Source organism: Streptomyces sp. A1136, from assembly GCF_004795055.1.
Taxonomy (GTDB): domain Bacteria; phylum Actinomycetota; class Actinomycetes; order Streptomycetales; family Streptomycetaceae; genus Streptomyces.
Genome location: NZ_SSBJ01000024.1, coordinates 91,079 through 113,612, shown reverse-complemented (window position 1 = coordinate 113,612; position 22,534 = coordinate 91,079). Strand labels below are relative to the sequence as shown.

Genomic DNA, 22,534 nt, shown 5'->3' with positions numbered 1-22,534 from the left:
CGGCAGTACAGATCAGCCGATGTGCGTACCCGGGGACCGGAGCGTCCCGACGCCGCCCGCGCCTCACCGCTCCGGGCGGTCGGCGCCTATGCTGCCGGGGTGATCAAGCCGGTGGAACTGCTGATATTCGACTGCGACGGTGTGCTGGTGGACACCGAACGCATCGCCGTTCGCGTCCAAGTCGCGCTCGGCGCGGAGCTGGGCCGGCCGCTCACCCGGGAAGAAGTCGTCGGCCGCTTCGTCGGTCGCTCGCACGCCGACATCGGCGAACAGATCGCCGCCCGGCTCGGCCGGGAGACGGCCGCGATCCGGTCGGAGCGGTTCGAGCGGCTCCACCGCGAAGCCGTGGACGCCGGGCTCACCCCCGTCGAGGGTCTGCCCGAAGCGCTCGACGCGCTGACCCTGCCCATGCGCGTCGCCTCCAGCGGCTCCCACGACAAGAGGCGCCACACCCTCGGCCGCACCGGACTGCGCGCACGCTTCGAAGGCCGTGTCTTCAGCGCCGGCGAGGTCTCCCGCGTAAAGCCCGCGCCCGACCTGTTCCCGCACGTCGCCCGACGAATGGGCGTGGACCTGGCCGCCTGCGCCGTCGTGGAGGACAGTCGCCCCGGCGTCCAAGCGGCCCGCGCAGCCGGATACCGCACGCAGGAAGGAGCGCCATGCCGCTGAAGATGAGATTGACCGCCGTCACCCTGGACTGCGCGGACCCGGAGGCGCTCGCCGAGTTCTACCACCGGGCCACCGGGTTCGAACCGCACGGGAGATCCGACGCGGACTTCGCCGGCCTGACCCGCGGGGACGGCCTCTTCCTCGGCTTCCAGAGGGTCGATGGCTACGTGGCTCCCCGGTGGCCCGACCAGACGGTGCCCCAGCAGATCCACCTCGATTTCGAGGTCGAGGACCTGGATGAGGCGGAGGTCCTGCTGCTGCGGTGGGGCGCGACGAAGTCCGCCTGCCAGCCGGACGAGAGCAGGTGGCGGGTCCTGCTGGACCCGGCCGGGCACCCCTTCTGCCTGACCGGGGCCTGATGGCGGGCGGAGATCGAAGCCGGGCTTAAGCGCCGCGCACGTGGGCAGGCGCCTGGTACGTCGATCGCCTGTTCGGTGCGCGTCGCGTGGCGTGGACCGGCAGGGCAACGGGAGTGAACGCACATGGTGGAGGTGGCCTGGACCCCGGGCGAACGGGCGGCCGCTTTGACGCGGCGGCCCCGAGGGGCGAGTCGAGCGGGGGGTGCCTCATGTGTGGCCTGAGCGGGGAAGTGCGCTTCGACGGCGGGCGGGCCGACCTCGCCGCGGTCGAACGCATGACCGACGAGATGGAAGACCGCGGTCCCGACGGCAGAGGCGCCTGGTCGCAGGGCCCTGTTGCCCTCGGCCACCGTCGACTGAAGATCATCGACCTTTCGGAGAGCGGCGCCCAGCCGATGACCGACCCGCGGCTGGGCCTCACCGGCGTTTTCAACGGGTGCGTCTACAACTATCGCGAGCTGCGCGGACGCCTGGAAGGCCTCGGGCACCGCTTCTTCTCCGACTCCGACACCGAAGTGCTCCTCAAGGCCTACGGTCAATGGGGACACTCGTGCGTCGAACACCTGATCGGGATGTTCGCCTTCGCCTTGGTGGAGCACCACACGGGCCGCGTCGTGCTGGGCCGTGACCGGCTCGGCATCAAGCCGCTCTACCTCACCCAGGACGGCGAGCGCCTCCGCTTCGCCTCGTCGCTGCCCGCCCTGCTGGCGGGCGGCGGCGTGGACACCTCGTTCGACCCGGTGGCTCTCCACCAGTACCTGAGCTGGCACGGCACGGTGCCGGCCCCCCGGACCGTGCTCGCCGGCGTACGCAAGCTCCCGCCCGCCACCGTCCGCGTGGTCGAGCGGGACGGCACCCACCACGACCACCTCTACTGGCAGCCCTCGTACACCCGCCGCCCCGAACTGGGCAGCGATCCGGTGCGCTGGCGCGAAGCCGTCCACGAGGCCCTGCGCACGGCGGTGCGCCGGCGCACGGTGGCCGACGTGCCCGTGGGCGTCCTGCTCTCCGGAGGGCTGGACTCCAGCCTCATCGTGGCGCTGCTCGCCGAGGAGGGCCACGACGACCTGGCGACCTTCGCCATGGGGTTCGAGTCGGAGAACGGGCAGGACGGCGACGAGTTCCACTATTCGGACCTGGTCGCACGCCGGTTCTCGACCGACCACCACCAGTACATGATCCCGTCCGACCGGCTCCCGGCCGCGCTGGAGGCGGCGATCGGCGCCATGAACGAGCCGATGGTCAGCCATGACGCCGTGGCGTTCCACTTGCTGGCCGAACAGGTCGCGAAGGACGTGAAGGTGGTGCTGTGCGGCCAGGGCGCCGACGAGGTGTTCGCCGGCTACCACTGGTATCCGCCGATCGCCGCGGCCGCCCGTCCCGACGCGCCGGACGCGTACGCGGAGGTCTACTTCGACCGTCCCCACGACGACGTCGCCGCCCTTCTGCATCCGGACGTGACGCCCCCACACGACGCCTCCCGGGACTACGTCCGCACCCACATGGCGGACCCCGGCGCCCAGAGCACGCTCGACGCCGCGCTGCGCCTGGACGTGCACGCGCTGATGCCCGACGACCCGGTGAAGCGGGTCGACAACATGACGATGGCCTGGGGCCTGGAGGCGCGGGTGCCGTTCCTGGACCACGAGCTGGTCGAACTGGCCGCGGCCTGCCCTCCCGAACTCAAGCTCGCCCAGGACGGCAAGGGAGTCCTCAAGGACATCGGCCGGCGCGTCCTGCCGCGCGAGGTCGTCGACCGCCCCAAGGGATACTTTCCCGTACCGGCGGTCAGGCACATGGCCGAGCCGGTGCTCGGCCGCGTACGCGAGGCGCTGACCGCCCCCGAGGCGCGGCGGCGCGGGCTCTTCGACCGGCGCCGCGTGACCGAGCTGCTCGCGGACCCCGCCCGGCACCGCACCAAACGCGGCGCGAGCACCCTGTGGCAGGTCGCGTCGCTGGAGATCTGGTTGCAGACCCACGGCATCGACACACACTGAACGGTGACAACCCCGGAAGCCCTCGAAGAGGCGGACATGCCCCTGGATCGCTCCCCACGTCAGTACCGTTCCCGACCCGCCGACGCCTTGGCGCCGGGTTCGGCCTCCGAGCCGGGTCCGGCCGCCGAGGCCTCCGCCGCCACGGGGGTAGGGGAGGCGGGCGCCGAGGCCCGACCCGAGGCGGCCGGACCGGCCCCCGCCCGGGCCGCGTCCCAGGCTCCCGGACCGGCCCCCACGCGGGCCCCGGCCCAGGCATCCGGGCAGGCCCCCGCCACGGTCCACTTGGCCGACACCCGCGCGGCGGACCCGCCGACGGTGCTCACCGCCCACGGCTGCTGGTACCCCTCGGCGGATCCCGGCGGCGACCACGTCGCGTACATCTGCGACCGCGCCGGCGTGCCGCAGTTGTGGAGCGGCCCGGCCCACGGCGGCGAAGCGCACATCCTCGACGCCGACCCCGACCCGGTGACGGAGGTGTCCTGGTCGCCCGACGGCCGCTGGATCGCCTATACCTCCGCGCCGGGGGGCGGCGAGCACACGCGCGTGCTGGTGGTGCGCCCGGACGGGACCGGCCGTCGGGTCCTCGCGGGCGCCGAACCCGGCGCCTCGGCCCACCTGGGCTGCTGGACCCGGGACGGGACGGCGCTGGCCGTCACCGTCGCCCAGCCGTCCGACGTCCCGGGCGCCCACAGCGGCGCGGGTCACCTCCCGCAGGACGCCGGCCCGGCCGCACCCGAGGGACCGGCCGGGGCGACATGGACCGAACGCGACGGCCGCGCGACGCTGCTCGGGCCGGCGTCCCCGGTCGCGCCGGCCCCGTACGCGGCGGACCTCACCGTCCTGGCCGCGGCGTCGCCGGCGGCGGCCGACGGGGGAGCGGCCCCGGGCGGGGGACTGGCCGCCTACCTCCTCGACCCGGACGGCGCCCAAGCGCCCTCCCTGCTGTTCAGCGAGGCGGGCGCCGCCTCCCTGCGCGTCTGCGACATCGGCGCGGACGGCCGCTTCGCGCTGCTGCGGCGCGGGCCGCGCGGGCGCCGCGAGGCCCTCCTGCTCGACAGGGCCTCCGGACGCACCACCTTCCGGCTGCCCGTCGCCGACGGCGACCCCTGGATCGGCAGGCTCTCGGCCGACTCGCGCGTCGTGTGGCTGCGCAGCGACGCCGACCGCGAATTCGCCGCGCTCCTCAGGGCCCGGCTGGACGAAAGGGGTGTGCTCCGCGACCTGTCGGTGGCCGCCGAGCGACGGGACACGGCGCTGGACCTGCTGAGCCTTCCCGACCACGGCGGATGGGCCCTGCTCGCCTGGAACGTCCACGGCGCGAGCGAACTGGAGAGCGTCGCCCTGCCGCCGTCCGATTCCGACGACGGCGTGGGACCGCCACACCGGTCGGCACTGCCGCACGAGGTGGTGACCCGCATGGCACCCGTGGGCCGCGGCGGGCTGTTCGCCGCCCTGTCCGGGTCCCGGCGCAGGCCCGGCGTCTGGGACCTCACGGGCGGCTTCGCCCCGCTGCGCACCGGCTGGACGGCACGTGACGAGGAGGCGGCGCCCCCCGGGCGGCCCCCCGTCAGCCCGGTGCCCCTGCGCTGCCGGGCCCGCGACGGGCTGGTGCTCGGCGGCTGGTACTACCGTGCTCCGGAACGCGACCCGGGCCGTCCCGCGCCGTGCGTGATCCACCTCCACGGCGGACCCGAAGAGCAGGAACGGCCCGTGTTCAGCCCGCTCTACCACGAACTCCTAGGCCGGGGCATGGACGTGTTCGCGCCCGACGTCCGCGGCTCCTCCGGCTGGGGACGGTCGTTCGTGGACGCCGACCTCGGAGCGGGCAGGTTCGCGGCCATCGACGACGTCGCGGACTGCGCCGCCCACGTGGTCGCCCGCGGCTACGCCGATCCCCTGCGGCTGGCGGTGATGGGCCGCTCCTACGGCGGCTACCTCACCATGGCCTCCCTGGTCTGGCACCCGGAGCTCTTCCGCACCGGCGTCGCCGTCTGCGGCATGTCGGACTTCGCCACCTTCTTCGGCGGTACCGAGCCGTGGATCGCCCAGTCGGCCGCGGCGAAGTACGGCCACCCCGAGCGGGACCGGGACCTCCTGCGCACCCTTTCCCCGATGAGCCGCATCGACCGGCTGCGGGCCCCCGTGCTGGCCGTCCACGGCGAACACGACACGAACGTGCCCCCGACGGAATCGGAGCAGTTCGTCCGCGCCGCGCGCGACCGGGGGGTGCCGGCCGAACTGCTGACCCTGCGCAACGAAGGACACGAGTTCCTCCGCGCGGACAACCGCCGCCTCTACCGGCGGGCGGCCGCGGACTGGCTGGAGCAGCACCTGGCCGGCGAGACGGGGTCGGCCCGACCGGCCTCATGAGGAGGGGTCGGGCACGCCGTACAGGACCAGGTTGTCGGCGTAGCGACCGGCTTCGCGGTCGTAGGCGCCCGCGCAGGTGACCAGCACGAGCCGGTGGCCGCCCCGGGGGCCGAACAGGTCGGCGGGCAACCGCGTCCGGGGATAGGTCCGACGTGCGACGACGCGGTAGCGGTAGAGGCGTCCGCCGGTACCGGTGATCTCGATCCGGCTGCCCGGGGCGAGGGCGTGCAGGGCGGCGAAGGCGCCGAGCCCCTCACCGGTGTCGACGTGACCCGCGACCAGCACGGTGCCCTGCGCCGCGCCGGGTGCGGCGCCCAGCGCGAACCATCCGCCCTGCGAGCCCCGGCGGGGGAGGTCCATGTTGCCGTCCGGGCGGGCGGCCACGGGCGCCACCTCGGTCGCGAAACCGTGCGGACCCGGACGGAACGGGGCGGCGAAGGCCGGGGCGTACGCGCATCGGTCGCGGCGCGCGCGAAGGTGTTCGCGGCGGCGGGCAGGACGCCTTCACCCACCCGGTGCGGGGCGGCCGGCGGGAGGCAGCCGGCCGCCAGGACGAAACCGCAGGTCGTCACCGCGCCCGCGACGATGACCTGACGAGGGCGCACGGACTCAGCGGAATCCGGTGGGACGGCGGCGCGCCAGCCACACGGTGACACCGGCCGTCACGAGGATCCCGCCGGTGAGACCCACCGCGCCGATGGCGTTGAGACCGTTCCCCCGGGCGGCGAACTGCCCGCCGTTGCCGGCGCCGATCATCGAGGCTTCCTTGTCGTGGTGGCAGGTGCCCCCGCGAACCATCTCCAGGTGCGCGGCCACCACCGGGCGGGCCGCACGGGCCCCGGCCACCAGGTCGCCGTCACCGCCCGAGGAGATCTCCTTGTCGATCAGTGCCAGGGTCTTGACGTGTGCCGCGTCCTGGACGGTGAGCCAACCGGCGTCGTAGGCGGGGGTGCCGGCCTTCGCCTGCACGGTGGCGAGGTCCTTCTGCTGCTCGGCGGTTGGGGACGGCGGCAGCTCGACGTTCAGCTTGCCCGCCAATGCCCGCAGATCCGCGTCGAGTTTGCCATGGTCGCGGACCAGCACGGAGCCCACCGCCTTCACACACGCCGTCGTCGCGTGTTTCTGCGCGTCGTTGCCTGCGGCGATCTCCGCGAGGTTGCCCTGGTGTGCCGTCTTGACGAAGGCGGTGTCCTGATCGGCGGCGGCCGCGACCGCGGGCACCGACAGGACACTTCCGGCGGCTATGAGGGTGGCCGTGGCCACGAGTCGGTACGACATGGAGGTACTCCCTCTACGCGCTGCGGCGCGTCGACACGCCGGCAGGCATGGAAACTGGCGCCTTGTAGCATCCGAGAACCATCCCTTCCGCAGGGACACGCCGCCGCCACCACGCCTTCGGCAAATTCACCGCAACGGCCGCTCCGCACGTCCACCGCCCGGGCCGCGCCGTCAGCGGTCCGTAAAGGACGAAATTCGCGAGCAACCATTACCGATCGACTGGGCGCACGGCGGAGCCGGGCGTCAGGCAAGGTGGTGACGCCGCCGGCACGGGGCAGGGTGGGGCGGGCGGCACCCAGACCGGCGTGGCGGGAGGCACCGCCCCAGGCACGGGAACCGCCCCCGGCCCGGGTCCCGGGCCGGGCACGGGCACCGGCCCGCAGAACGGCTCGGGAACCCCGGGCGGTGGCGCGGGCAATCCGGGCGGCGGGGCCGGTGGCGCGACGTCCCCTGCCGCCCCACCCCCCGCCTCCGGCACCCACCGCTACCGCAACGGCGACAACGGCAGGTGCATCACCCAGGTCTTCGGCGCCTCGGACAACGGTGACTGCTCGGACGCGACGGCCCGTTGGACCGTGAAGCGTGTCGGACGGCACCTTCGAACTCGTCAACCAGCAGAGCGGTCAGTGCCTCTACTCCAACGGGCTCAACCAGGCCGTCTTCGTCGGCGACTGCGCGCAGGGCGCCACGCGCTCGTGGCGTACGGGCTCCGGCGGCAGCCTCCGCGACTACGGCGGCGGGTGCCTCGACCTGGGCATGACCAGCGGCCTGGTCACCTCCACGTGCGCCGGAGAGGCGTCGCAACGCTGGACGCAAAACCAGGCCTGTCGTCAAAGCCCCTCCCCGCCCGCTGCCGAAGCCGAATCCCGCGGATCGGAAAGGTGTTTGACGCCCGTCGGCGGCCGGTGGTCGGATGACCGCCATGAGCGCAGGTCAGATGCATCCCGGCCGCTACCCCGTCGACGACGGCCTCGTGCGACGGTTGATCGCCGCACGGTTCCCCCGGTGGGCGGGGCTGCCGGTCGAGAGATGGCCCTCCGATGGCACGGTCAACGCCGTGTACCGGCTGGGCGATGACATGGTCGTGCGGCTGCCGCTGGTACGGGGCGGGGTCGAGGATCTGGTGACGGAACGGGCGTGGCTGCCCCGCCTCGCGCCCCACCTGCCCACACGCATCCCGGAGGTGCTCGGGGTCGGGGAGCCGACACAGGGGTACCCGTGGTCGTGGTCGGTGTACCGGTGGCTGGCCGGGCGGCATCCCGAGGAGGGCGCCTTGGACGAGCCCGTGTCGCTCGCCGAGGACCTGGCCGCGTTCGTGACGGCGATGCGGGGCATCAGGCTGCCGGCCGGGCCGAAGGCGCACCGGGGCGGCCCGCTCGCCACGCTCGACGCGGACACCATGGCCGCGATCCGGGAACTGCGCGGGATTCCGGAGGAGGGTGTCGACTGCGACGCCGTCACCGCCGTATGGGAGGAGGCACTGCGCGCCCCCTCGTGGGACGGGCCGCCGGTATGGCTGCACGCCGATCTCATGCCGGGCAACCTCCTGGTCGAGGACGGCAGGCTGGCAGCGGTGATCGACTTCGGGTGCACGGGGACGGGAGATCCCGCCTGCGACTTGTTTCCCGCGTGGAACCTGCTGCCGCCCGAGGGCCGAAAGACCTTCCGCGAGGCGCTGGCCGTGGACGACGCGACCTGGACGAGGGGCCGGGGGCGGACACTCTCCCAGGCGCTCATCGCGCTGCCCTGCTACCGCAAGACCAACCCCGCCATGGCCCACAACGCCCGGCACGTGATCCGGGCGGTCCTGGAGGACGTCTGAGGCGTCCGGACCACGAGTGCCGGTCGGGTCGCCCGGTCAGCCCACCGGTACCAGGGCCGGGGACACGGGCGCGGTCAGCCGGTCGGCGCCCGGCGGGACGGGAACCGACGCGAAGATCGCGTCCTGCTGCTCCTGGAGCTCCCGCTTCCGCTCGGGCGCCGTACCCGGAAGGCGCTGCTCCTCGTAGAGCTCGTGGGTGGCTTCCTGGGCCCACTTGGAGGCCGGGGTGTGGAACTGGACCTCGAAGAGCTGTCCGGAACGCGCTGCCCGCCAGCCGGTGTTGAGCCCCTTGTACCCCGTGGCGCGCCCCCAGGTGTTGGACCATTTCGTGCTGTCGTCACCCCACGCGGACAGCGCCTCCGAGGCTTCGGCGACTCCGTCGGTGTAGCGGTCGTCTCCCCACTGGAGCGTGTAGCGCACCGCGTCGCCGAGCGTGGCGAGCACGGAGTCGGCGCTCTGCCCGGGGCGTTCCTTCAGCGAGGTGGCGACCTTGCGCTTGAGGGAGTCGGGGGACTTGAGCCGGTTCTCGAAGCCGATCACCTGCGCCCCCGCCAGCCGGGCGACCGCCCGTACCCGGGGGCTGATGGCGCGTTCCGCCCGCCGGGCGTTCTCCGTGTACGCGTCGACGCGCCGGCTGTCGGCCGGGCTCAGCGAGAGCCCGTCCTCGCCGGTCCAGCCCCCGTCGTCCGCGTGTCGTGCCGACGCCGTGGGGGAGTTGTGCCCGGTGGTCGGGGCGGCGCCGGCGGCCGTGGTGACACCGCTCCCGAGCGCGGTCGCCAGCGCGGCCGCGATCGCGGCGCGGGTGAGGGTACGGGTGATGTTCATGCGCCTGGGTCCTGCCTTCGCGTGGGGCATCGGTACGCCGGGCACAACTGACGGGACGGGGTCGAGGTGTCTCCTCCGGGCGGTCCCGATGATCTTTGGCCGCGGCCGTTCGCGGCACGGCCGGCCGAACCGCCGACGGCCGGGAACCGAACGGGGGACCCGGGCCGTCGTACCGTTCATGATCGAAATCGCCGACCTCCCCGTCGACCGGCTCGCCGACGCCTGTCGACAGATCCACGACACGTCCCCCGCGGCCGAAGCGGACCCCCTCGTCCTGGAGTGCTCGCGCAGGCTCCTCGCCGACCCGGGCGGGGACCGGGCCCACGTGTGGGTGGGCGCTCTCGTGGCGATGTCGGGATACCTCGCCTGGCGCCCCGGGCGGACCGCCGAGCGCGCCGCCCTCGACGCGTTGAGCGCCGCGGTGAACACGCTGGGGAAGCGGCCCTGTTCGCACGACCGTCATCCGTACGAGAGCGAGATGGACGCGCTGGAGGACGAGATCTGGGCCGGCGATACCGGGCTGTTGGGCGAACTCCCCTCGGCCGCCGCGGACTTGGACGTCGAGCGGGCGCTGTGTCCGGGCAACGTGGCGGGCTGGGCCCGCCTCGCGCAGGACGTGATCGCCCCGTTCACCGTCCGGCGCGTACCCGCGGGAGCCCCCAAGTACCACCGCAGTTCCATCAATGTCCTTTCGGGCATAGTGAACGACTACCCCTACGACGATCCCCACGAGGTGCTCACGGACGAGGCCGGCTGCCTTCCGTCCCGGCCGACCCGCGGGGTGTTGGCCGGCTTCCTCGTGACGATGAACGCGACCTGCTGGTACGCGGCATCGGAGAGGATCACCGACCGTTCGGTACCGGAGGCCATGGTCAAGGGCGTGGAGGAAGCCGTCGCGTCGCTGCCCGACGGTCCGTGCGCCCATGACTCGGACGAGCACCCCGACACCGATGATCCGGATCACGCCTCCCGTGTCGGCTACCTGCTGCGCAGCCCCGGCGGACGCGCCGAGATGGCCGAGGACCACGGGTGGGACGAGGAGGACGAGGAGGACGAGGCAGCCGGGGCGGCCGACGAGGACGAGCCCCTGGACGCCTGGGTGTGCCCCGCCTTCCTGCGCGATCTGGCGGAGGAGACCCTCACCACGCTGAAGGACGCGCTGAAGGGTTTCGAGACGGCGCAGGACGGCGAGGGGGGCGAAGGTCCCCCGGCGGGCTGATCCCCCGTCGGCCGGCCGGGCCGACGCCGGCGGGGGTGACGCCGGCCCCGGCATCCGCCGCCCGGCCTCATCCGCGCTCGCGCAGGTACGCCTCCAACTCCGCGGCTCCCGTCAGCATCGACCGCCCACGGGCGGACAGCCGGCTGTGCCAGTCGTGCAGGACTGCCTCCAGCGGCTTCAGCCCACCGGCCGCCCGCACTTGGCCGATCAGCGGGGCGATCCGCCCCAGTGGGTAGCCACCCCGTCTGAGCTGGTGGGCGAGCCGGGCGTCCCGGACGTCGGCCTCGTCGTAGACGCGGTATCCGGTGAGCGGATCGCGCCGGGGCCGCACCAGTTCGGCGCGTTCCCACGCCCGTAGCGTCGCGGGCCGGATACCCAGTTCCTCGGCCAGCGGCCCGATGAACGTGCCGCGGGGGCGACGGGGTCCACCGGCTGCGCCGGGCCCGGGGAGCGTCGCGTCGGGTCCGGACGCCGCGCCGGCCGTGAGGTCGCGCAGGGCGCTCTCCACGGCGTGGAGCGTCCGGCGGTCCTCCATGAGCCGGGCGTGGCTCTCGTCGATGAGACGGAACGCCCCGTCGAGGGCGCCCCGGTTCACGGCCCGCATGATCGACGCCGCCGTCCCATGACCGTGCCCGGGCGCCAGCGCGAGGAACGCGGCCAGGGCCCGCGCGTGCAGCCGCGTATAGGAGCGGTAGCCGTTCGGTGTGCGATCGGCGGCCGGGAGGATGCCGTCCTCCTCGTAATTCCTGACGGCCTGGGTGGACAGACCGTGCCCACGTGCCAGATCGATCGGTCGCAGGTGACCACCCCTTTGAAAGTTTCGCCCTAGAGAGCCGAAGGTAGCGCGGAAAAGTCTCAACCGAACCTTCAACGATACCGTTGAAGGCATGGCAATAGACCTCCAGGACACCACTCACACCCTCGATGCCGCCGCCGTCATGAAGCAGTTCGCGGACCGGCCACGGCTGCTCGCCCTCGGCGAACCCACGCACGGCGAGGACGCCCTGCTCGAACTGCGCAACGAACTCTTCCGGCAACTCGTCGAGCAGGAGGGCTACCGGACGATCACGATCGAGAGCGACTGCCTGCGGGGCCTGATCGTGGACGACTACGTCACCTCGGGCACGGGCACCCTCGACGAGGTCATGGAGCGGGGATTCAGCCACGGCTGGGGCGCCTCCGCGGCCAACCGCGAACTCGTACGCTGGATGCGCGCCCACAACGACGGCCGGCCGGCGTCCGAGCGGCTCCGCTTCGCCGGGTTCGACGGCCCGCTGGAGATCACCGGCGCCGAGAGCCCCCGGCAGGCGCTCACGGCGCTCCACGGTTTCCTCGCGGCCCGGGTGGACCCGGAACTGCTTCCCCGCACCGCCGGGTTCCTCGACAGCCTGCTCGGCGCCGACGAACGGTGGACCGATCCCGCCGCGATGACGGACCCGGCCCGGTCCGTGGGACAGTCGGTCGAGGCCGGTCGGCTGCGGCTGCTCGCCGACGACCTGGTGGCGTTGCTCGACGCGCAGACACCGCACCTGGTCGAGGCGAGCTCCCCGGAGGAGTTGGAGCGGGCGCGCCTCTACGGCCGTACCGCCATCGGCCTGCTGCGCTACCACCACTGGACGGCCGACGCCTCACCGGCCCGCATGAGCCGGCTGGTGGGCCTGCGCGACCTGATGATGGCCGACAACCTCCTCGCTCTCGCCGAACGGGGCCCGGTGCTCGTCCACGCCCACAACGCCCATCTCCAACGGGAGAAGAGCGCGATGCGGATGGGCGGGGCGCCGCTGGAGTGGTGGAGCGCCGGTGCGCTCCTGAGCGCCCGGCTCGGTGCGGAGTACGCCTTCGTGGCGACGGCCCTCGGCACGATCCGGCACCGGGGGGTGGGCACCCCGGCGCCGGACACCGTCGAAGGGCTCCTCCACGCGCTCCCGCGGGACCGCTGCGTCGTCGACGCCCGCCGGCTGGCCGCCGCCCTCGGCGACACCGCGCCCGCACACCGGGTGTCCCCGTGGTTCGGCTACGCCCCGTTCGATCCGGCACACCTGCCCGCCTGCGACGGGATCGTGTTCGTCAAGGACGTCCCCCAGCGGTAGTGCCGGCCGGCGAGCCTCCCGGGGACACCGCCGCACCGGCTTCCCGCGTGCCCGGGAGCCGGCCCCGCCCGGGTCGTGTGCTTGCCCCGTGGGTGACACGGGCATACGACCCGGGTGAGACACGAGCGGTTGACGTTCGACGGTTGGATCGCCGCCGTCGGTACGGGGTCCGGCACCCGGGTGGTGGTCGGCCACTGGCTCCGCTCGCCCTTCGGGACCTTCAGCGACGTGATGCTGGAGGGCGCCGACGGACAGCGCCTGCTGCTGGCGCCCACGGACCGCACCGCCGAGTACGTGGCGGGCGTCTACCACTTCGACGAGGTCCGCACCGTGCCCGTGAGCGTGCACCGGGCGGACTCCGCATGGGACGTCGCCGCCGGGCCCCTGGCGCTGCGCTTCACCGTGGGCCGCAGGGGGGTCCTCGGCCTCGCGCTGGGGGCCGTCCCGGCGCCACTCGCGCGCCGGCCGGCGTGGGCGGCCCTGATCGATGTGCCCGCCCGCCTGCTGCCCGGCGTACGCACCCGAGGCAGCTCGCGCCCCGACTGCCGCCAGTGGTACGCGGCCCGTGACCTACGACCGATCGTCCGTGCCGCGGCGAGCCTGGACGGCGTGGACCTCGGCCCGCTCGCTCCGGTCGTCCCGCCCGTGCGGTTCGGCTTCGGGTCGGCCCCCGCCGCACCGGCGGTGGTGCGCGTCGTCTCCACGGTCGAACGGTCCGGCGAGCGGGGTCCGGCCGGCACGGCGCCCTGAGCCCGGCACCCGGCCCGCGCACGTCCGGTAGTCGGCCCGGCGGTTCAGCGGCGCCGGGTCACCGGCCGCCGCGGAGGTCCCACGCCTCGATGTCTCGGTAGTGGATCGGGCCCGGGCCGCGGCCGATGTTGCTTCCGACGAGGTGCAGCCGCTCGGCGTGCCACCGCCGTCCGGCGAACCCGGCGAGTTCGCCCGCGGCCTTCACCACACTTGACGGGTCGTCGCGCCGTGACCGGGCCAACGTCAGGTGGGGGCGCAAGGGCCGCTCCTCGAAGGCGACACCGCACTCCCTCACCACACGCCGGACCTCGCCGGTCAGGCGGTGCAGCCCGTCGAGGTCGCCTTCGAGTCCGCTCCACAGCACGCGCTCGTCGAAGTGGCCGCCCCCGCGCAGAGCCAGTTCCACGGGCCGGCTGCGGGCCGCGAGCTCCGCGAGGGGCGGCCGCAGGAGGGGAACGGTGGAGACGGGGAGCTCCCCCAGGAACGCCAGGGTGATGTGCCAGTCCTCGATGCGGTTCCACCGCATGCGCGGGTACGCCTCGTAGGCCGGACCCAGTTCACGAGCCAGTTCTTCCTTGGCGTCGTCGGGAGGGGCGAGCGCTATGAACACGCGGACGGTCGAGACGGCTTTCTGTTCCTTCACGAAGGAATTGGTACACCACGGTCGGCCGGGGCGCCGACAGCGCCCTCCCGGCCGGTTTCACCTCGTGGCGGTCCGGGCCGGCCGCGGGGCGGCCGGCCCGGACATCCGACTCACGCGGGCTGGACCCGGGCGCGCTCGGCTCGGGCGAGGTCGAACCGGTCGAGGTTCATGACCTTGTCCCACGCCGCCACGAAGTCACGCACGAGCTTCTCCTCCCCGTCCTGGCACGCGTAGACCTCCGCGGTGGCCCGGAGCTGGGCGTGCGAACCGAAGACGAGGTCGACGGCGGTGGCGGTCCACTTCTGCTCGCCGGTGGCGCGGTCCCGGCCCTCGAAGACGTTCTCGGTCGAGGTCGACGCCTTCCACTCCGTTCCCATGTCGAGCAGGTTGACGAAGAAGTCGTTGGTCAGCGTCTGCGGCCGTCGGGTGAACACCCCGTGGGGCGACCGCCCGACATTGGTGTCCAGCGCCCGCATGCCACCGACCAGGACGGTCATCTCGGGAGCGGTGAGGTTCAGCAGGTTGGCGCGGTCCAGCAGGAGCGTCTCCGGCGACAGCTTCTCGCCCGCCCGCAGGTAGTTGCGGAACCCGTCGGCCCTCGGTTCGAGCACGGCGAACGACTCCACGTCGGTCTGCTCCTGCGAGGCGTCCGTGCGGCCCGGTGCGAACGGCACCGTGACGTCGTACCCCGCGTCCTTCGCGGCCCGCTCCACGGCCGCGCAGCCGCCCAGGACGATCAGGTCTGCGAGGGAGACCCGCACCCCGCCGGTCTGCGCGTCGTTGAAGTCCTGTCGGATCCGTTCGAGCGTCCGCAGGACCTCGCCGATCTCCGGCGAGTCGTTGATCTCCCACGACTTCTGCGGCTCCAGCCGGATACGCGCCCCGTTGGCGCCGCCCCGCTTGTCGGTGCCCCGGAAGCTCGCCGCCGAGGACCACGCGGTGCTCACCAGTTGGGAGACGGACAGTCCGGAGTCCAGGATCGTGCGCTTGAGGGTGGCGACGTCCTCGTCCGTGACCGGTTCGTGGTCGACCTCGGGCACCGGGTCCTGCCACAACTGCGGCTCGGGGATCCAGGGGCCGAGGTAACGCGAGAGGGGGCCCATGTCGCGGTGCAGCAGCTTGTACCAGGCCTTGGCGAACGCGTCCGCGAGCTCGTCGGGGTTCTCGTGGAAACGCTTCGCGATCGGCCCGTAGACCGGGTCCACCTTCAGCGCCAGGTCCGTCGTCAGCATCATGGGAGCGTGCCTCTTCGACGGATCGTGCGCGTCGGGCACCGTGCCCTGCGCCGCGGGGTCCTTGGGCGTCCACTGCTTCGCACCGGCGGGGCTGGTCGTCAGCTCCCAGTCGTAGCGGAACAGGTTGTCCAGGTACCCGTTGTCCCACTTCGTGGGTTCGTTCGTCCACGCGCCCTCCAGCCCGCTGGTGAGCGAGTGGGGGCCGGCGCCGCTGCCGTACGTGTTCTTCCAGCCGAGGCCCTGCTGCTCGATGGGGCACCCCTCGGGCTCCGGGCCGATGTACTCGGCGGGGACCGCGCCGTGGCACTTGCCGAAGGTGTGGCCGCCGATGATGAGCGCGGCGGTCTCCTCGTCGTTCATGGCCATGCGCCCGAAGGTCTCGCGGATGTCCCTGGCGGCGGCGACGGGATCGGGGTTGCCGTTGGGGCCTTCCGGGTTGACGTAGATCAACCCCATCTGCACCGCGCCCAGCGGGCCGGAGAGTTCCCGCTCGCCGCTGTAGCGCTCGTCCCCGAGCCAGGTGTCCTCCGGGCCCCAGAAGATCTCCTCGGGCTCCCAGACGTCCTCGCGTCCGAAGCCGAACCCGAACGTCTCGAACCCCATTGATTCCATAGCGCAGTTGCCGGCGAAGACCAGCAGGTCAGCCCACGAGATCTTCCGGCCGTACTTCTGCTTGACCGGCCACAGCAGGCGGCGGGCCTTGTCGAGGCTCGCGTTGTCCGGCCAACTGTTGAGGGGGGCGAAGCGCTGGGCGCCGGCGCCGCCACCGCCCCGGCCGTCGGCGATGCGGTAGGTGCCCGCGGAATGCCAGCTCATGCGGATGAAGAGCGGCCCGTAGTGGCCGTAGTCTGCCGGCCACCAGTCCTGGGAGGCGGTCATCACCTCGAAGACGTCCCGCTTCAGGGCGTCGAGGTCGATCGTCGCGAACTCCCGCGCGTAGTCGAAGTCCTCGCCCATCGGATTGGAGCTGGGCGAGTGCTGGTGGAGAACTTGAAGGTCCAGCTGGTTCGGCCACCAGTCCCGGTTCGACCTGGGTCGACTCGGCGCGGGGGTCGGGGAGGGGATTACCGGGTTCTCGCTTTCGCTGCCGGACACGTCCGTCCTTCTTCCTGTGTCGGTGTTTCCTTCTGCTGGCTGCCTGCTCGTGACGTCGGGTGCCCTGCCGGTCGCGAGCAATGCGACCCGCGCGCCATGGAGCCCCGCCAGCTGGAAACGCCTCACCCGACCCGCGGCGGTCAACGCGGGGGCTGGACCGGCCGGCGAGAGACCCATCCTCACGCACCGGTGACCTCCACCACCGGCTCGACACGGCCGGGCAGCGGCTGTTCCTCAAGGCGCCCCCGCGGTGGAGGGCCGTACCCGACGGATACTCTCCCCATGGGAACTGTGACGGCGCTGTACCGGTATCCGGTCAAGTCCATGCTCGGAGAGGCACTGACGGCGGCGGAGGTCTCCGGCAGGGGGCTTCACGGGGACCGGGTGGTCGCGGCGATCGACGGGACGGGCGCTGTCGGGAGCGCCAAGCACCCCCGCAAGTGGGGGGCCCTCCTGCGCTGCCGCAGCCGGACGATCGGCACCGACACGGTCGTGGTCGAACTGCCCGACGGCACGGTCCTGCCCGCCGGACGGCCCGACCTGGACGCCGCGTTGTCCGCGCTTTTGGGGCGGGACGTCGCCTTGTCGCGGACCCCGCCCCGGCACGGCGCGGCCCTGGAGCGGGCCGTGCCCGAGTACGAAGGCGGTATCCCGGACAGGCTGCGCGACACGGCCTCCACGGACGCCACCGGGGCGACCGTCACCACCGGCCGCGTCGCGCCGGGGACGTTCCTCGACTTCGGGAGAATCCACCTCGTCACGACCTCGACCCTGCGACGGCTGCGAGCGGTGCACCCCGGCGGCGACGTCGACGCCCGTCGCTTCCGCCCCAACCTCGTCGTGGATACGCCCCACGGGACCGGATACCCCGAGGACGAGTGGACCGGTGGGCACCTGCGCGTCGGCGAGGCGCTCTTGCGAGTCGTGGTGCCCACGCCCCGATGCGTGGTACCCGCGCTCGGGCACGACGAACTGCCGTCCGACCCGGCCCTCATGCGGGCCGTCGCCCGCGACCACCGGATACCCGTGTTCGACCTGGGGAGGTTGTCCTGCGTCGGCGTCTACCTGGACGTCCTGGAGCCCGGCACGGTGCGCCTCGGTGACCCGGTCGTCCGGGCCGGCGGGGACGCCTGAGCGGACGGGGTGTCCCGAGAGCGTCGGCGTCGGGGGTTCGGCTTTGTCCGGCGGGGGGAGCGCCGGACTTGTGCGGGTCCCTCCGGCGGTCCATCAGTGGAATCGGCCGGCCGGGCGGACCTACGGCGTGGGCGCGCGCCGGACCGGGGCCCCGTCCGGGAGAGTGGCATCCGGGCTGGTCCCGGCCCGCGAACCCGGAAGTATCGGAGAAGCCGGTGACGGCCGAGAGCATGACTGGTCCCGAGCTCGCGGAGAGCCTGCTGCGGGAAACGGACGACGCGGGGGTCAGGGCCGCGACCCGACTCCTCGGCGCGTACGACGACGGCTCCTGGCTGCGGCGCCTCATGGAGGACCGCACGCTGGAGACCGCCGCCGACAGACCCATGATCAAACGCTCCGGCGCACACCGGTCGGTGGACTGGGAGGCGCTCGGCCGCCTCATGCTCACCCTGGGGTGGTCCCGGCGGGCATCGAGGAGCGAGGTCGCGGTGCTGGAGGTCGCGGCCTCCCTCGTCGGCGGGTGCGCCGTCCGGCTCCGGCAGGTCGTCGAAGCGCTGGACGAGGCGGAGCTCCGGCTCGTCCTGCGCGCGGTGGAGGAGGCGGCTGACGGCCGCAGGACGTGAGCCGCCCCGCCGGGGGAGTCGAGAGCGGTGCCCCTTGGGGGCGTCACCCGAATGGACGCGACCCGGATGCCCTGAAGCCACCACGGCCGGATGCTGATAGCCGCGCCAGGTTCCGGCGCACCGCCCGATGAAGGAGCTTGTCGTGGCACAGCCTTCGACCCCCGATCCCACCGCACGCGCGTCCCGCGGGTACGAGCCCCACACCACCCGTGGGGCCTGGGCCGCCGGCGGCACCATGTTCGCAGGCGTCCTCCTCCTCGTGGACGGCGTCCTGGCCATCATCAAGGGCATCACCGGCATCGCGAACGACGATGTCTACGCGCGCCTCGGAAACTACGTCTTCAAGTTCAACACGACGTCCTGGGGCTGGATCCACCTCATCCTGGGCATCGTCCTCGTCATCGTCGGCGTCGGACTCCTCAAGAGGATGCTCTGGGCGCGGGTCGCCGGTGTGGTGCTGGCGGGATGCGACATCATCCTCAACTTCATGTGGCTGCCCTACACGCCCTTCTGGGCGATCATCTCGATCATCATCGGCGTCTTCGTGATCTGGGCGCTGTGCAACACCCCCGGTGACCGCTCGCCCGCCGTGTGACCGTAAGGGCCGCGCGAGCCGCGTGAGCCCGTCGGGGACCGCCCGCCGACGCGGGCGGTCCCCGACACGGCCGTTCCGAGGCGCGGCGGCCGTCGTGTCAGACCGTGCGCGGAGGAAGAGGCAGAGGTAGGGCGGGGAGCCCGTCGAGGCTCGTCTCGATGAAGTCCTTCTTCTCGCAGTACTCTGCGAACTCCTCGTCCGTCTTGCGGCGGAAGTGCTCTTGGTGGAGGGTGCGTTCACCCTGGTACTCCATGAGCGGAACGGCGTGGCCGCACACATCGGCGATCCGCCGGGCGCGCACCACGACGATCGCCCGCGCCGCGGGCCCGCCGGCCTCCCCGAACAGGCCGATCAGCTCGGCCCAGCGGGGATCGTCACGGAAGACGGCCCCACCGTCGCCGTGGATGCGCACGATAGGGAGAGGTTGACGTGGCCGTCGCCGGCGAGGGTGATGCGGTCGCCGCCCGGCACGGAGGGGAGGTAGGCGGACACCGGGTCGCCGAGTCGGAGTCTGCCGTCCTGGGCGAGCGGCATGACCAGCGCCGACGTCAAGGTCTTGGTGTTGGAGGCGACCCGGAAGTGGTCGGCCGTGCCGGCGGTCGGGTCGCGCCCCGCGCGGCCGTGCCCACGGCCACGCGATAGGTTCCCTGCGGTGTGCGGAGCAGGACCACCGCCCCGGGCACCATGAGCTTCTTCGCCGCCCGCTCCACCGCTGATCTCAGCGCGGCCGGATCGACGGGCTTCGGCGCCGACGACGCGGCGGACGGCGGCGGTGTGGGCTCCGCGGCCCGCACCGCCGCGACCGGGGCCATCGCGCCGGCCGGGGCCGCGAGGGCTTGGACCGCGAAGGGTTGGACCGCGAGGGGCGGGGCGCACACCAATAACAGCAGGACGGTGCCCGTGGCCCGGACCGCGGCGCGGCGGCGGGCGCGGCGCGTGGTGTCGTCCGGTGCGCGGAAGGTTTTCCTGCCTGCATCACAGCCGAGGAAGTCGCGGCGCAACCCCGAGGGTTTGAAACGTGATAAAGCGTTCCACCCTACCTCCGCCGTGGCCGCGGAACCGGGGACACACCCGGGTCGGGTGCGTCCCCGGCATCGCGGGTCAGCGCGTGGCGAGGAGGGTGAGCGTGTCGATCACACGGTTGGAGAAGCCCCACTCGTTGTCGTACCAGGCGACCACCTTGACGTGGCGGCCGTCGACGCGCGTGAGCGCCGAGTCGAAGATCGAGGAGGCGGGATTGCCCGTGATGTCGGACGACACGAGCGGGTCCTCGGAGTATTCGAGGACCCCGGCCAGCGGTCCCTCCGCGGCGGCGCGATAGGCGGCCAGCACCTCGTCGCGCGTCACGTCGCGGGCGACGGTGGTGTTGAGTTCGACGATCGAGCCCACCGGGACCGGCACGCGGATCGAGTCGCCCGACAGTTTGCCGTCGAGGCCGGGCAGCACCAGGCCGATCGCCTTGGCGGCGCCCGTCGTGGTCGGCACGATGTTGACGGCGGCCGCGCGGGCCCGCCGGGCGTCGCGGTGCGGTCCGTCCAGCAGGTTCTGCTCCTGCGTGTAGGCGTGCACCGTCGTCATGAAGCCGTGCTCGATGCCCGCGAGTTCGTCCAGCACGGCGGCGAGCGGCGCGAGGGCGTTGGTCGTGCACGAGGCGTTCGAGACGATCGTGTGCAGGGCCGGGTCGTAGGCCTTGTGGTTGACCCCGTACGCGAGCGTGACGTCGGCGCCGTCCGACGGCGCGCTGACCAGTACCTTCTTCGCCCCCGCGGCGAGGTGGGCGCGGGCCGCCTCGGCCGAGGTGAAGCGGCCGGTCGCCTCCAGCACGATCTCGACACCGAGCTCGGCCCACGGCAACTGCTTCGGTTCCCGCTCGGCGAGCACCGTGATGCGGTGGCCGTCGACGACCAGGACGTTCCCGTCCACGCTCACGGGGCGGCCGAGCCGGCCGGACGTGGTGTCGTAGGCGAGCAGCCGTGCGAGGGCCGCGGGTTCCGTGAGGTCGTTGACGGCGACGACCTCGAGGTCGCTGTCACGTTCGAGCAGCGCGCGCAGCACATTGCGTCCGATGCGGCCGAAACCGTTGATGGCGATTCGAGTCATGAGCGGTGTCCCCTTCTCTGTTCGCCTCCAGGTTCGCCCCCGGCATCAGCCGATGACAGCGGCGAGATTGCCACGGTTCGCAAGGATCTCGCCAAAAGCGCCCGAGCGAAAAGGATCTCGCCGGGCCCCCGGCTGCCGGGCGGCTACGCGCCCCGCGTGAAGGTGCGCCGGTACTCGCTCGGGGTGGTGCCGAGGATGCGCTGGAAGTGCAACCGCAGATTCGCCCCGGTACCGAGCCCGACGTCGGCGGCGATCTGCTCGACGCTCCGCTGTGACCGTTCGAGCAGCTCACGTGCCACGTCGAGCCGGGCGCGCATCACCCACTGCATCGGCGTGTACCCGGTGTCCTGGGCGAAGCGCCGCGAGAACGTGCGGGGCGACACCGCCGCGTGCTCGGCGAGCGCCTCCAGGGTGAGCGGCTCCCCGAGGCGGTGCAGCGCCCACTCGCGGGTGGCGGCGAACCGCTCGCCGAGCGGCTCTGGCACGCTGCGCGGCACGTACTGCGCCTGACCGCCACTGCGGTACGGGGCCGCTACCAGGCGCCGGGCCGCGTGGTTGGACGCGGCCACCCCGAGGTCGCGGCGCAGGATGTGCAGGCACAGGTCGATCCCCGAGGCGGCGCCGGCGGAGGTCAGCACGCTGCCCTCGTCGACGAACAACACGTTCTCGTCCAGCCGGACCAGCGGATGCTTCGCCACCAGCGCCCGCGCGTAGTGCCAGTGGGTCGTGGCGCGCTTGCCGTCCAGCAGCCCCGTGGCGGCGAGCGCGAACGCGCCCGTGGAGATGGCGGCGAGCCGCGCCCCCCGGGCGTGGGCGGCGGTCAGCGCCTCGATGACGGCCGGCGGCGGGTCGTCACGGTCCGGGAACCGGTAGCCGGGGACGAAGACGATGTCCGCCCACGCCAGCGCGTCCAGTCCGTGGGAGACGGAGTACGACAGGCCGTCGCCGCCCGTCACCAGGCCGGGCGCCGCGCCGCACACCCGCACCTCGTACGGCATGCTCGCCCGCGTCGTGAAGACCTGCGCGGGAATGCCCACGTCCAGGGGTTTCGCCCCTTCGAGGACGAGGACGGCGACGCGGTGGAGGCGGGAGGCTGACACACACAGAGGGTACGCGGGGCCTCGGTGGTGCGAGCCGCCCGCCACCGCGCACCGGGGCGGCGCGGCGGCCGTGGACACCGCGCGTGCGTCAGCCTCCGTCCCGGGCAGGGGCGGGGGCTGACGCGCGAGAGACCGCGCGGGGCCGGAAGGGAGGTCAGAAGGAGAAGAGGGCGTTCCCGTTGAAGGTCGCGGACATCGCGCACGAGTTGGAGAAGGTGTGCTTCCAGGAAACCCGGCGACCCTGCCAGACCCCGTCCGCGGTGACGGTGACCGGGTCGTAGATCATCGGGCAGACGCGGTTCGAGTCCGGGGCGGCAAGGAGAGTGTCGAAGGCGCCGGCGGTGGCGGCGAGGGCGGTACAGGCGGCCTTGGGGTCGGGGTGCGTTCCCTGCGCGGTCGGGGCGCAGCTCAGGGTGGACGCCCTGACGACGGTGGCACCGTTGTCCCCCTGGCCGATGGTGAGGACCACGGCGGACGGGGCGTACAGGCTGGCGGGCTTGGCCTCCGCGATGCCGGTGGCGCCGGCCATGGTGAGCAGGGCGGCAGCGGAGACGGCAGCGATGCGGTGACGCACGACGTGACTCTCTTTCAATTCGAAGGTCAGAAGCAGCAGTTGGCTGCGTTCTGCGG

Annotated in this window: 24 protein-coding genes; 12 read left to right on the top strand and 12 right to left on the bottom strand. The window is 73.0% G+C overall.

Translation table 11 applies throughout. The features are described 5' to 3' along the window. Window positions 1-99: 99 nt before the first annotated feature. The 4 genes from E6R62_RS23440 to E6R62_RS23425 all read left to right on the top strand — a co-directional run bounded on the left by E6R62_RS23440 (window position 100) and on the right by E6R62_RS23425 (window position 5,395). The gene (locus tag E6R62_RS23440) at window positions 100-669 is read left to right on the top strand and encodes an HAD family phosphatase (RefSeq protein WP_136215483.1); all 570 of its coding nucleotides are present in this window, start codon (window positions 100-102) and stop codon (window positions 667-669) included. Further along, complete coding sequence (locus E6R62_RS23435; RefSeq protein WP_136215482.1) at window positions 660-1,028, top strand: VOC family protein; 369 nt, start codon at window positions 660-662, stop codon at window positions 1,026-1,028. The genes E6R62_RS23440 and E6R62_RS23435 overlap by 10 nt, the downstream gene beginning before the upstream one ends. A 209-nt stretch (window positions 1,029-1,237) precedes the next feature. Next, a complete protein-coding gene (locus tag E6R62_RS23430; RefSeq protein ID WP_136215481.1) occupies window positions 1,238-3,025 on the top strand; it encodes an N-acetylglutaminylglutamine amidotransferase in 1,788 nt (595 codons plus the stop codon). Between the two features lie 36 nt (window positions 3,026-3,061). Continuing rightward, the gene (locus E6R62_RS23425) at window positions 3,062-5,395 is read left to right on the top strand and encodes a prolyl oligopeptidase family serine peptidase (protein ID WP_136215480.1); all 2,334 of its coding nucleotides are present in this window, start codon (window positions 3,062-3,064) and stop codon (window positions 5,393-5,395) included. Here the strand turns inward: E6R62_RS23425 and E6R62_RS23420 are convergent. Next, complete coding sequence (locus tag E6R62_RS23420; protein ID WP_136215479.1) at window positions 5,390-5,779, bottom strand: class F sortase; 390 nt, start codon at window positions 5,777-5,779, stop codon at window positions 5,390-5,392. The genes E6R62_RS23425 and E6R62_RS23420 overlap by 6 nt on opposite strands. A gap of 225 nt (window positions 5,780-6,004) precedes the next feature. After that, complete coding sequence (locus E6R62_RS23415) at window positions 6,005-6,673, bottom strand: DUF4142 domain-containing protein (RefSeq protein ID WP_136215478.1); 669 nt, start codon at window positions 6,671-6,673, stop codon at window positions 6,005-6,007. A gap of 582 nt (window positions 6,674-7,255) precedes the next feature. On the opposite strand from E6R62_RS23415, the gene E6R62_RS41045 reads away from it, so the two are divergent. Both E6R62_RS41045 and E6R62_RS23405 read left to right on the top strand, forming a co-directional pair. Further along, entirely contained in the window at window positions 7,256-7,750 is a 495-nt protein-coding gene (locus E6R62_RS41045; RefSeq protein ID WP_136215477.1) for a ricin-type beta-trefoil lectin domain protein, read from the top strand. Next, window positions 7,647-8,495, top strand: coding sequence for an aminoglycoside phosphotransferase family protein (locus tag E6R62_RS23405; RefSeq protein WP_240801837.1), 849 nt, complete (start codon window positions 7,647-7,649; stop codon window positions 8,493-8,495). Before E6R62_RS41045 ends, E6R62_RS23405 begins: the two co-directional genes overlap by 104 nt. Window positions 8,496-8,531: 36 nt before the next feature. On the opposite strand, the gene E6R62_RS23400 is transcribed toward E6R62_RS23405, so the two are convergent. Then, window positions 8,532-9,320, bottom strand: coding sequence for an ATP nucleotide 3'-pyrophosphokinase (locus tag E6R62_RS23400; RefSeq protein WP_136215475.1), 789 nt, complete (start codon window positions 9,318-9,320; stop codon window positions 8,532-8,534). A 178-nt stretch (window positions 9,321-9,498) separates the two neighbouring features. Here E6R62_RS23400 and E6R62_RS23395 point away from each other — a divergent pair, with 178 nt between their 5' ends. Further along, window positions 9,499-10,539, top strand: a complete 1,041-nt coding sequence (locus tag E6R62_RS23395; protein WP_136215474.1) for a hypothetical protein — start codon at window positions 9,499-9,501, stop codon at window positions 10,537-10,539. 67 nt (window positions 10,540-10,606) lie between these two features. On the opposite strand, the gene E6R62_RS23390 is transcribed toward E6R62_RS23395, so the two are convergent. Then, window positions 10,607-11,428: a TioE family transcriptional regulator gene (locus tag E6R62_RS23390; protein ID WP_136215473.1), complete on the bottom strand. Its 822-nt coding sequence runs from the start codon at window positions 11,426-11,428 to the stop codon at window positions 10,607-10,609. Here E6R62_RS23390 and E6R62_RS23385 point away from each other — a divergent pair. Further along, the gene (locus E6R62_RS23385) at window positions 11,427-12,629 is read left to right on the top strand and encodes an erythromycin esterase family protein (protein WP_136215472.1); all 1,203 of its coding nucleotides are present in this window, start codon (window positions 11,427-11,429) and stop codon (window positions 12,627-12,629) included. The genes E6R62_RS23390 and E6R62_RS23385 overlap by 2 nt on opposite strands. Before the next feature lie 114 nt (window positions 12,630-12,743). Next, a complete protein-coding gene (locus E6R62_RS23380; protein WP_136215471.1) occupies window positions 12,744-13,379 on the top strand; it encodes a hypothetical protein in 636 nt (211 codons plus the stop codon). A gap of 58 nt (window positions 13,380-13,437) precedes the next feature. Here E6R62_RS23380 and thpR read toward each other — a convergent pair whose 3' ends face one another. Both thpR and katG read right to left on the bottom strand, forming a co-directional pair. Continuing rightward, window positions 13,438-14,022 (bottom strand): RNA 2',3'-cyclic phosphodiesterase, encoded by a 585-nt coding sequence (thpR, locus tag E6R62_RS23375; protein WP_136215470.1) that lies wholly within the window; start codon window positions 14,020-14,022, stop codon window positions 13,438-13,440. A 110-nt stretch (window positions 14,023-14,132) separates the two neighbouring features. Next, window positions 14,133-16,352 carry a catalase/peroxidase HPI gene (gene katG, locus E6R62_RS23370; RefSeq protein WP_136215469.1) on the bottom strand — a complete coding sequence of 740 codons (2,220 nt, stop codon included), beginning with the start codon at window positions 16,350-16,352 and terminating at the stop codon, window positions 14,133-14,135. A gap of 282 nt (window positions 16,353-16,634) precedes the next feature. Here katG and E6R62_RS23365 point away from each other — a divergent pair, with 282 nt between their 5' ends. From E6R62_RS23365 to E6R62_RS23355, 3 genes are all read left to right on the top strand, one after another. Continuing rightward, window positions 16,635-17,486 (top strand): MOSC domain-containing protein, encoded by an 852-nt coding sequence (locus E6R62_RS23365; protein ID WP_136215468.1) that lies wholly within the window; start codon window positions 16,635-16,637, stop codon window positions 17,484-17,486. Between the two features lie 230 nt (window positions 17,487-17,716). Then, window positions 17,717-18,109 carry a hypothetical protein gene (locus tag E6R62_RS23360; protein WP_136215467.1) on the top strand — a complete coding sequence of 131 codons (393 nt, stop codon included), beginning with the start codon at window positions 17,717-17,719 and terminating at the stop codon, window positions 18,107-18,109. Window positions 18,110-18,251: 142 nt separating this feature from the next. Continuing rightward, window positions 18,252-18,704, top strand: coding sequence for a hypothetical protein (locus E6R62_RS23355; RefSeq protein WP_136215466.1), 453 nt, complete (start codon window positions 18,252-18,254; stop codon window positions 18,702-18,704). Between the two features lie 97 nt (window positions 18,705-18,801). Here the strand turns inward: E6R62_RS23355 and E6R62_RS23350 are convergent, their stop codons facing one another. The 6 genes from E6R62_RS23350 to E6R62_RS23330 all read right to left on the bottom strand — a co-directional run bounded on the left by E6R62_RS23350 (window position 18,802) and on the right by E6R62_RS23330 (window position 22,478). Beyond that, window positions 18,802-19,116: a hypothetical protein gene (locus E6R62_RS23350; protein WP_206308821.1), complete on the bottom strand. Its 315-nt coding sequence runs from the start codon at window positions 19,114-19,116 to the stop codon at window positions 18,802-18,804. Further along, the gene (locus tag E6R62_RS42205; protein WP_368773870.1) at window positions 19,056-19,256 is read right to left on the bottom strand and encodes a hypothetical protein; all 201 of its coding nucleotides are present in this window, start codon (window positions 19,254-19,256) and stop codon (window positions 19,056-19,058) included. The genes E6R62_RS23350 and E6R62_RS42205 overlap by 61 nt, the downstream gene beginning before the upstream one ends. Beyond that, on the bottom strand, window positions 19,253-19,705 hold the full coding sequence (locus E6R62_RS41040) for a hypothetical protein (protein WP_240801836.1): 453 nt from the start codon (window positions 19,703-19,705) through the stop codon (window positions 19,253-19,255). Before E6R62_RS41040 ends, E6R62_RS42205 begins: the two co-directional genes overlap by 4 nt. 100 nt (window positions 19,706-19,805) lie before the next feature. Beyond that, window positions 19,806-20,804 carry a type I glyceraldehyde-3-phosphate dehydrogenase gene (gene gap, locus E6R62_RS23340; protein WP_136215465.1) on the bottom strand — a complete coding sequence of 333 codons (999 nt, stop codon included), beginning with the start codon at window positions 20,802-20,804 and terminating at the stop codon, window positions 19,806-19,808. Window positions 20,805-20,947: 143 nt separating this feature from the next. Beyond that, complete coding sequence (locus tag E6R62_RS23335; RefSeq protein WP_136215464.1) at window positions 20,948-21,904, bottom strand: GlxA family transcriptional regulator; 957 nt, start codon at window positions 21,902-21,904, stop codon at window positions 20,948-20,950. Between the two features lie 154 nt (window positions 21,905-22,058). Next, a complete protein-coding gene (locus E6R62_RS23330) occupies window positions 22,059-22,478 on the bottom strand; it encodes a subtilase-type protease inhibitor (RefSeq protein WP_240801835.1) in 420 nt (139 codons plus the stop codon). Window positions 22,479-22,534 lie beyond the last annotated feature (56 nt).

What these genes read in the sequence shown, in the direction of transcription:
- E6R62_RS23360 (WP_136215467.1), top strand. Translation starts at nt 17,717, where the DNA reads ATGACTGGTCCCGAGCTCGCGGAGAGCCTGCTGCGGGAAACGGACGAC.
- E6R62_RS23395 (WP_136215474.1), top strand. Translation starts at nt 9,499, where the DNA reads ATGATCGAAATCGCCGACCTCCCCGTCGACCGGCTCGCCGACGCCTGT.
- E6R62_RS23415 (WP_136215478.1), bottom strand. Translation starts at nt 6,673, where the DNA reads ATGTCGTACCGACTCGTGGCCACGGCCACCCTCATAGCCGCCGGAAGT.
- E6R62_RS23365 (WP_136215468.1), top strand. Translation starts at nt 16,635, where the DNA reads ATGGGAACTGTGACGGCGCTGTACCGGTATCCGGTCAAGTCCATGCTC.
- E6R62_RS23425 (WP_136215480.1), top strand. Translation starts at nt 3,062, where the DNA reads ATGCCCCTGGATCGCTCCCCACGTCAGTACCGTTCCCGACCCGCCGAC.
- E6R62_RS23385 (WP_136215472.1), top strand. Translation starts at nt 11,427, where the DNA reads ATGGCAATAGACCTCCAGGACACCACTCACACCCTCGATGCCGCCGCC.
- E6R62_RS23400 (WP_136215475.1), bottom strand. Translation starts at nt 9,320, where the DNA reads ATGAACATCACCCGTACCCTCACCCGCGCCGCGATCGCGGCCGCGCTG.
- E6R62_RS23435 (WP_136215482.1), top strand. Translation starts at nt 660, where the DNA reads ATGCCGCTGAAGATGAGATTGACCGCCGTCACCCTGGACTGCGCGGAC.
- gap (WP_136215465.1), bottom strand. Translation starts at nt 20,804, where the DNA reads ATGACTCGAATCGCCATCAACGGTTTCGGCCGCATCGGACGCAATGTG.
- E6R62_RS23430 (WP_136215481.1), top strand. Translation starts at nt 1,238, where the DNA reads ATGTGTGGCCTGAGCGGGGAAGTGCGCTTCGACGGCGGGCGGGCCGAC.
- E6R62_RS23390 (WP_136215473.1), bottom strand. Translation starts at nt 11,428, where the DNA reads ATGCCTTCAACGGTATCGTTGAAGGTTCGGTTGAGACTTTTCCGCGCT.